This is a genomic window from Mesorhizobium waitakense (assembly GCF_056431085.1).
Genome location: NZ_JBWKME010000115.1, coordinates 86,038 through 92,374, shown reverse-complemented (window position 1 = coordinate 92,374; position 6,337 = coordinate 86,038). Strand labels below are relative to the sequence as shown.

General features: G+C 61.4%; 6 protein-coding genes and 1 tRNA gene. 4 read left to right on the top strand and 3 right to left on the bottom strand.

The window, feature by feature from the left end; translation table 11 throughout:
- Positions 1–51: 51 nt before the first annotated feature.
- Positions 52–183 (top strand): hypothetical protein, encoded by a 132-nt coding sequence (locus AC07FD_RS24955; RefSeq protein WP_478352008.1) that lies wholly within the window; start codon positions 52–54, stop codon positions 181–183.
- A 696-nt stretch (positions 184–879) separates the two neighbouring features.
- Positions 880–1,158, top strand: coding sequence for a hypothetical protein (locus AC07FD_RS24950; protein WP_478352007.1), 279 nt, complete (start codon positions 880–882; stop codon positions 1,156–1,158).
- Positions 1,159–1,295: 137 nt separating this feature from the next.
- Here the strand turns inward: AC07FD_RS24950 and AC07FD_RS24945 are convergent.
- The 3 genes from AC07FD_RS24945 to AC07FD_RS24935 form a co-directional block, all read right to left on the bottom strand.
- Positions 1,296–1,381, bottom strand: a tRNA-Leu gene (locus tag AC07FD_RS24945).
- 421 nt (positions 1,382–1,802) lie between these two features.
- The gene (locus tag AC07FD_RS24940) at positions 1,803–2,450 is read right to left on the bottom strand and encodes a hypothetical protein (protein ID WP_478352006.1); all 648 of its coding nucleotides are present in this window, start codon (positions 2,448–2,450) and stop codon (positions 1,803–1,805) included.
- A 727-nt stretch (positions 2,451–3,177) separates the two neighbouring features.
- On the bottom strand, positions 3,178–3,843 hold the full coding sequence (locus AC07FD_RS24935) for an outer membrane protein (RefSeq protein WP_478352005.1): 666 nt from the start codon (positions 3,841–3,843) through the stop codon (positions 3,178–3,180).
- A 184-nt stretch (positions 3,844–4,027) separates the two neighbouring features.
- Here AC07FD_RS24935 and AC07FD_RS24930 point away from each other — a divergent pair, with 184 nt between their 5' ends.
- On the top strand, positions 4,028–4,405 hold the full coding sequence (locus AC07FD_RS24930) for a SecDF P1 head subdomain-containing protein (protein ID WP_478352004.1): 378 nt from the start codon (positions 4,028–4,030) through the stop codon (positions 4,403–4,405).
- Positions 4,406–4,510: 105 nt separating this feature from the next.
- On the top strand, positions 4,511–6,328 hold the full coding sequence (ade, locus tag AC07FD_RS24925; RefSeq protein ID WP_478352003.1) for an adenine deaminase: 1,818 nt from the start codon (positions 4,511–4,513) through the stop codon (positions 6,326–6,328).
- Positions 6,329–6,337 lie beyond the last annotated feature (9 nt).

Sequence of the window (6,337 nt, the reverse complement as noted above, 5' to 3'; positions counted from 1 at the left end):
GCTGCCGCGCGACGAGCTCACCTAAAATCTAAAATGCAACTGTAATGCTAGATGGTGAGCGTTTTCGAGAAGCCGCGTTGGCGGACCGTGCTGGACCACCAAAGACAGGCCAAAGCGATGGCGGCAAGGGAGATCGGCGACAAGGTGAGGGTCGAGGAGATCGCGCTGAAGGTGATGCGCTGACGGGAATGGATTTTTTGCCGGGGCGGCCCAGCGACTTGCTAGGGGACTAGCAGCGGTGGCCGCTGGGCCTAACCAGTCCGGGCTCGAGGAGGCGCTGTGCTGGCTGACCCGAAGCATGCGCTCACGCTAATGCGAGAGCCAGAGCGCATCCGCATGAAGGGCTACCACCGAAAGGTTGAAGCGCGCCGCTGCCGACGGAGTGTGAGGGACGAACCCCGAATGCAAGATGGCTCTATGAGGTACACCCGGATGAGGTACAGCCGCGCCTCACATGGCGAGCCTTTTGACCGGCTCACGGAACAAGAGAGCGGGGATCCGATTTCAGGGGATAGGAGGAAGTGGACATGCCAAGCAAAGTCAAGGATTCGCCACCGAAGCCTGACACGAAGAAGACACTCCGTCGTCCCGACAAGGAAGCATCGCCGGAGCCTGAACATGTCGATCCGCCACCGCGAGACGTGCGAGAGGCCCCGGCACCAAATCCAAATGGCGATAAGAAGTCCTGATCGCAGGGGCGCGACGAAGGGTCCGCCGCCCGACCGTGGCGGGCTTCTCCATTGAGCGCTGATTTCAACATGGTGCGGACGACAGGATTCGAACCCGCACGATCAAAGCTCAAGGGATTTTAAGTCCTTTGAAGCTTTGCGCGTTGCTGGTAGGCTGCCAGAGCGGCAAGTAAAGGGAAGGGGAAAGCTTATGATCAGTCGCAGTTCGTTCTATCGCGCGGTCGCCACTTGTGGCGTGCTCGCGATCTCTTCGGTGGCCGGCGACGGCTTTGACGGCAGTTTGGGCTTTCGCCTGGTCAACCCGGCGGAAGCAAAGACGGTCGTGATCCAGAGGACGACCATCTACATCACGACCCTGCCCAAAGGATGCGTGAAGACCACCTACAGCGGTGGCACCGTGGTCTGGAAATGCGGGACGAAGTATTACCAGCCTTACAAGAACCGCTACGTGCTGGTTTATATCAAGTAAGGGCGCTGGCCTCACCGCAGAGGCCCCGAACAGCCTTTTCGCCAAGCCGCTGGCGTGACACTGCGCGCCGGCAACCGCTCGGCTGCGGTCCCAGTCGTCCGAGGGAGCCTTTTGCCTGGAGGCGCGTGAGCCAAGAGTGGTGCGGACGACGGGAATCGAACCCGTACGATCAGAGATCGAGGGATTTTAAGTCCCTTGCGTCTACCAATTCCGCCACGTCCGCAGGCCGCGATTACAAGCACTTAAGCGAACATAGGTCCAGCCATTCAAGCCCGCTTGGCACCGGATTGGCACTGAAAGGCCGGATTACTGTTCTGCGCCCATTCTCATCGCGGTTTCAATCGCCGCTGCAACACCTTCGTCCGACCGTGTGAACAGATGGGCGTGGGCTGACGGCGTGAACCACAGGTGACGCATGCCCTAGGCGACGGCTGATTGCAACCACATCGAGCCCACTGGCGATCAGTGCGGGAGCATGGGGTGTAAGGTCGTGGAACCGCATTTTGGCTGGGCATACGCCACGTTCCCAAGCAAAGACAAGTGCGAAGCTGAAAACGAGCACGGCGGCGACGTGCTGGACGACCCGCACGACAAGGATGCAGACGAGCCATCACTCGGCCGGACCGTAGGAACCCGTCAGCGGCTCATGATGAAGGTCGATAATACCGCGTGGATCGAGAATGGCGAACAGGACGCTGGGGAGATGCCCGAGGAATGCTGGAGGGTGGACGGAATCTGAATTTCGACCCAGTTTGAGAGGTTCCCGCTGTCCCTGGTGGCGGGTTTCTCACCGGTGCCCACATCCCTCCGGTGAAGCTGTCCGAATCGGCGATCTGCAAAACGTTAAGTGGGTCCGAATCGTACTTAGCGCCGAACCAACCTTCATATTCAATGCGGATCCAAAACTGGGCCTGCGGTTTCCAAAAGCTTTGCCGCGGATCGCTGTGCGTCATCCCAAACGAGCAGGTCGTCTTATCGCCGTTTTGGAGGAGTGGAATTTCCGTCGACTGAGTGAAACACGCCAGCCACCGCTTTTTGGCATCCTCATTGGCACCGACTCCGAGCGCCGCTTTGAGGCCGGCCTGGTCGTGAACGATCAGGCGGATATTTTTCGCGGGAATTGATCCAGAGTTCAGCACCACGAGATTGTAGGCAATCCCATCGTTTCCGCCGCTGTGAGTTTTGACCGCGGCCGTTACGATCGGGCGAAATTGTCGCCTCCAGAAGTAGACGGACATGCCAAGTGCAACCAGAGATACGGCCAGAGCGGCAAGCGCCAATAAGGTGTCCAAGTTCGTTCTCCTTCTCGTCTTGGCCCGCCTGGCTAACGACGGCGGGCCTCTTCAAGGCGGAAACACGAGGTACATCCCTCGTGGCACTTGAACAAATCTTGGTCAACCTCTCCCCTGGTCAACCAGCTTTGAGCGTTCCCCTGAAGCGGGCCGCTCCCGATGGAGTGCAGGGAAGAACGCGAAATGCAAGATGGCTCTATGAGGTACAGCCGGATGAGGTACACCGCGCCGCCAACGGCCCGCCTCAAGGTGGCGGGCTTTTGATTTGGCACCGCAATTGGCACCGGAAGAGCAGGGAAGGGTAGGGATTGATAGATATGTCGGGCTCAGGCCGCGCCTGCAAAGCCCGGAAAACAAGGCTGGCCAAGACTGCGAAGGACGCGTCTGGGCGGCCTGGCTCGCATCTAAGATCCCTTGCCTCTACCAATTCCACCACATCCGCAGGCCAGCCTTTTTCAGATGTCAGGATGCGGGCCGTCAAGTCGTGTTCCTGGTCAAGTCTGAATACGGAAGCCAGACCGGGCGGTTTGATCGTACTGGTGCGATCACGGAATTATGCGCGCCGGAGGTACTGGTATGATACTACTCGGCGGATCAAACCCGCCCAGGCCGGCGCTTCTCAGCCCAACCCATCACCCCGCCCAACTGGGGGCGTCGGCCGCCCCTTCCACCAGAGAGCTTCTTAGGCCACGGCCTTGGCCGGGTCGCGCCAGGCCGCTGGCGAGGCTCAGAACTTGTAGCTCAAATTTATACCCACCGTGTTCAGCTTCACATCCTGGTCGCGGTCGGTGAAATCGCCGGACGCGTCAAAATGCTCCGAGCCGAAATCATAGTAGCGATACTGGGCGCCGACGACGAACTTGTCGGTCAGCGCGTAGTCGACGCCGGCACCCACTGCCCAGCCGACACTCGTGCGTGAACTGTCGAACGCCGTGCCCGTCGCTTGCGACGTTTCGATGCCGGCAAAGGCGATGCCGCCGATGCCATAGACCAGCAGCCGGTCCATTGCGTAGCCGGCCTTGGCGTTGATTGATCCGAACCATTTGACGTCGGTGCCGAAAGCGTTTCCCGGCTCCGCCTCGGTCGTGCCGTCGACCGAGGAATAGTTGAGGTCGGCCTCGGCGCCGATCACTGCCTGGTCGAACTGCCACAGGCCGGCGATATGGCCGCCGACAAAACCGCCGTCGATATCGGGCGAGACGGAAAATGGCTCGCCCCCCGTCCCGTTGATATCGGACTGGCCCCAGCCATATCCAGCCTGCAGGCCGGCGTAGTAGCCGGTCCAGTCGAAGCCGGGCGCGGTCATCGGGACGTCGACGGTGGGGTCGGCTGCGGAAGCCGGCACGGCCAGGGCAGCGAGAAAACCGGCAGTTGCGACCATCAGGCGACGCACATCGAACTCCCCGAAATGACGAATTCAGAAAGCCCTTGCAGGAAGGGTAACCCGATTTACGACAAAACGGAATCCTATTCTGGCCGATGCCGCCCGCAAGCCCGGTGCCGCTAGGCCGGAGACAAGCGGCATTGCCGCGGCAGCGTCGCCGTGCAAGATCGGCGGTTTGTGGAGAAAATTCCCGATGCGCGTCCTGTTTCTCCCAATTGCTGCAACAGCCGTCGTGCTGCTCGCCTGCGGCCTCGCCATTGCCAAGCCGTTGACGCTGGCCATCGCCAAGGCCGTGGTGGTACCCGATCCGGCGCCAGGACAAGTGGCGCTCAACCTCAAGATGACGCCGGACAGTGGGCGGGCATTCGCCGCCTTCACCAAGGCGAATGTCGGGAAGACGATTGATCTCAGCGTCGGCGGCAACGTCGTGATGTCGCCGCGGCTGGTCGAACCCATCCTCGGCGGCGAGGTCATGATCAGCGGCAGGTTCGCCAAGGGCGAACTCAGGCGTCTCGCGGAACAAATTTCGGCCGGAAAGGCGAAAGTCACTGTCGACGTCAGCGCGCAGTAGCCTTCGTGAAAGGTCGGACAGCCTTTGTCATGGCGCATCAGGTCCCAGTTTGATGCTGGTCAAAACCACACTGGCTTGGCACAGTCGGGCAAACAGGAGTCTTTCATGGCCAAGAAGGCATCGGCGCATGCGACGAAACCCAAACCCTGGACCGAGATGGCAACGCAGCTGGTCGATGTCGCCATGGGCCGCAAACCCGCCGATCTCGTCATCCGCAACGGCCGCTGGGTGAACGTCCATTCTGGCGAGATCATCGCCGGGACCGACATCGCCATTGCCGGCGGGCGCTTCGCCTATTGCGGGCCGAACGCCAGCCATGCCATCGGTCAGGGCACAAAGGTGGTCGACGCCGGCGGGCGCTATCTGGTTCCCGGCCTTTGCGACGCGCATATGCATGTCGAGAGCGGCATGGTGACGGTCACCGAGTTCTGCCGCGCCGTCATTCCGCACGGCACCACCTCGATGTTCATCGATCCGCACGAGATAGCCAATGTGCTGGGCCTGCCCGGCGTGCGGCTGATGCATGACGAAGCCGTCGCGATGCCGGTCAATGTGCATGTGCAGATGCCGTCCTGCGTGCCTTCGGCACCAGGGCTGGAACATGCCGGCGCCGAGCTGACGGTCGCTGATGTCGCCGAAGCGATGACTTGGGAAAACATTATCGGGCTGGGCGAAGTGATGAATTTCCCCGGCGTCGCCGCCAACGACCCGGTCATGTCTGGCGAGATCGCGGCGACCGTGAAAGCGGGGAAAACGGTTGGCGGACACTATGCCTCGCGCGATCTCGGCCTGCCGTTCCACGGCTACGTCGCCGGCGGGCCGGAAGACGACCACGAGGGCACGCGGGCCGAGGATGCCATTGCGCGCGTGCGCCAGGGCATGAAGGCGATGCTGCGGCTGGGCTCGGCCTGGTATGACGTCGCCTCGCAGATCAAGGCGGTGACCGAGAGCGGCATCGATCCGCGCAACTTCATCCTGTGCACGGACGACAGCCATTCCGGTACGCTGGTCCATGAAGGCCATATGGACCGGGTGGTGCGGCACGCCATCCAACAAGGGTTGAAGCCTGTAACGGCAATCCAGATGGCGACGCTCAACACCGCCCAGCATTTCAAGCTCGAACGCGAGATCGGCTCGATCGCGCCGGGCCGGCTGGCCGACCTGCTGATCGTCTCGGATCTCTCGGCGATGACCATCGATGAGGTCTATGCGCGTGGCGTCAGGCTGGCCAAGGGCGGCAAGCTCGAAATCGACATTCCAGCCTATGACTACCCGAAGACGGCCAAGAACACCGTCAAGCTCGGCAAGAAACTCAAGGCCGGCGACTTCGACATCGCGGCTCCCAAGGGCGCCAACGAGGTGCGCGTGCGCGTCATCGGCGTCATCGAGAACCAGGCGCCGACGCGTGCACTGGAAGCGGATCTGCCGGTCGAGGACGGGCTGGTCGCCATGGATCGCCGCAACGATATTTGCCAGATCGCGCTGGTCGAGCGCCACAAGGGCACAGGCGGCGTCACCAACGCCTTCGTCTCCGGCTTCGGCTACATGGGCGATTGCGCCATGGCCTCCAGCGTGGCGCACGATTCGCACCACATCATCGTTGTCGGCACCAATAAGCAGGACATGGCGCTGGCCGTGAATCGACTGGGCGAGGTCGGCGGCGGCGTCGTGCTGTTCTCCAAGGGCAAGGAACTGGCGCTGGTCGAAATGCCGATCGCGGGGCTGATGTCGGACGAGCGGGCGGAAATCGTCGCCGCCAAGGCCGAGAAGCTGACCGAAGCGATGCGCAAGATGGGCTGTTCGTTGAACAACGCCTATATGCAGCACTCGCTGCTGGCACTGGTCGTCATTCCGGAACTGAGGATTTCCGACGTCGGGCTGATCGATGTGACGACGTTCCAGAAGGTCGATCTTTTCGTCTGAGATCAGCCG

Coding starts and splice junctions, on each gene's coding strand:
- AC07FD_RS24955 (WP_478352008.1), top strand. CDS start 52: ATGGTGAGCGTTTTCGAGAAGCCGCGTTGGCGGACCGTGCTGGACCAC.
- AC07FD_RS24950 (WP_478352007.1), top strand. CDS start 880: ATGATCAGTCGCAGTTCGTTCTATCGCGCGGTCGCCACTTGTGGCGTG.
- AC07FD_RS24930 (WP_478352004.1), top strand. CDS start 4,028: ATGCGCGTCCTGTTTCTCCCAATTGCTGCAACAGCCGTCGTGCTGCTC.
- ade (WP_478352003.1), top strand. CDS start 4,511: ATGGCCAAGAAGGCATCGGCGCATGCGACGAAACCCAAACCCTGGACC.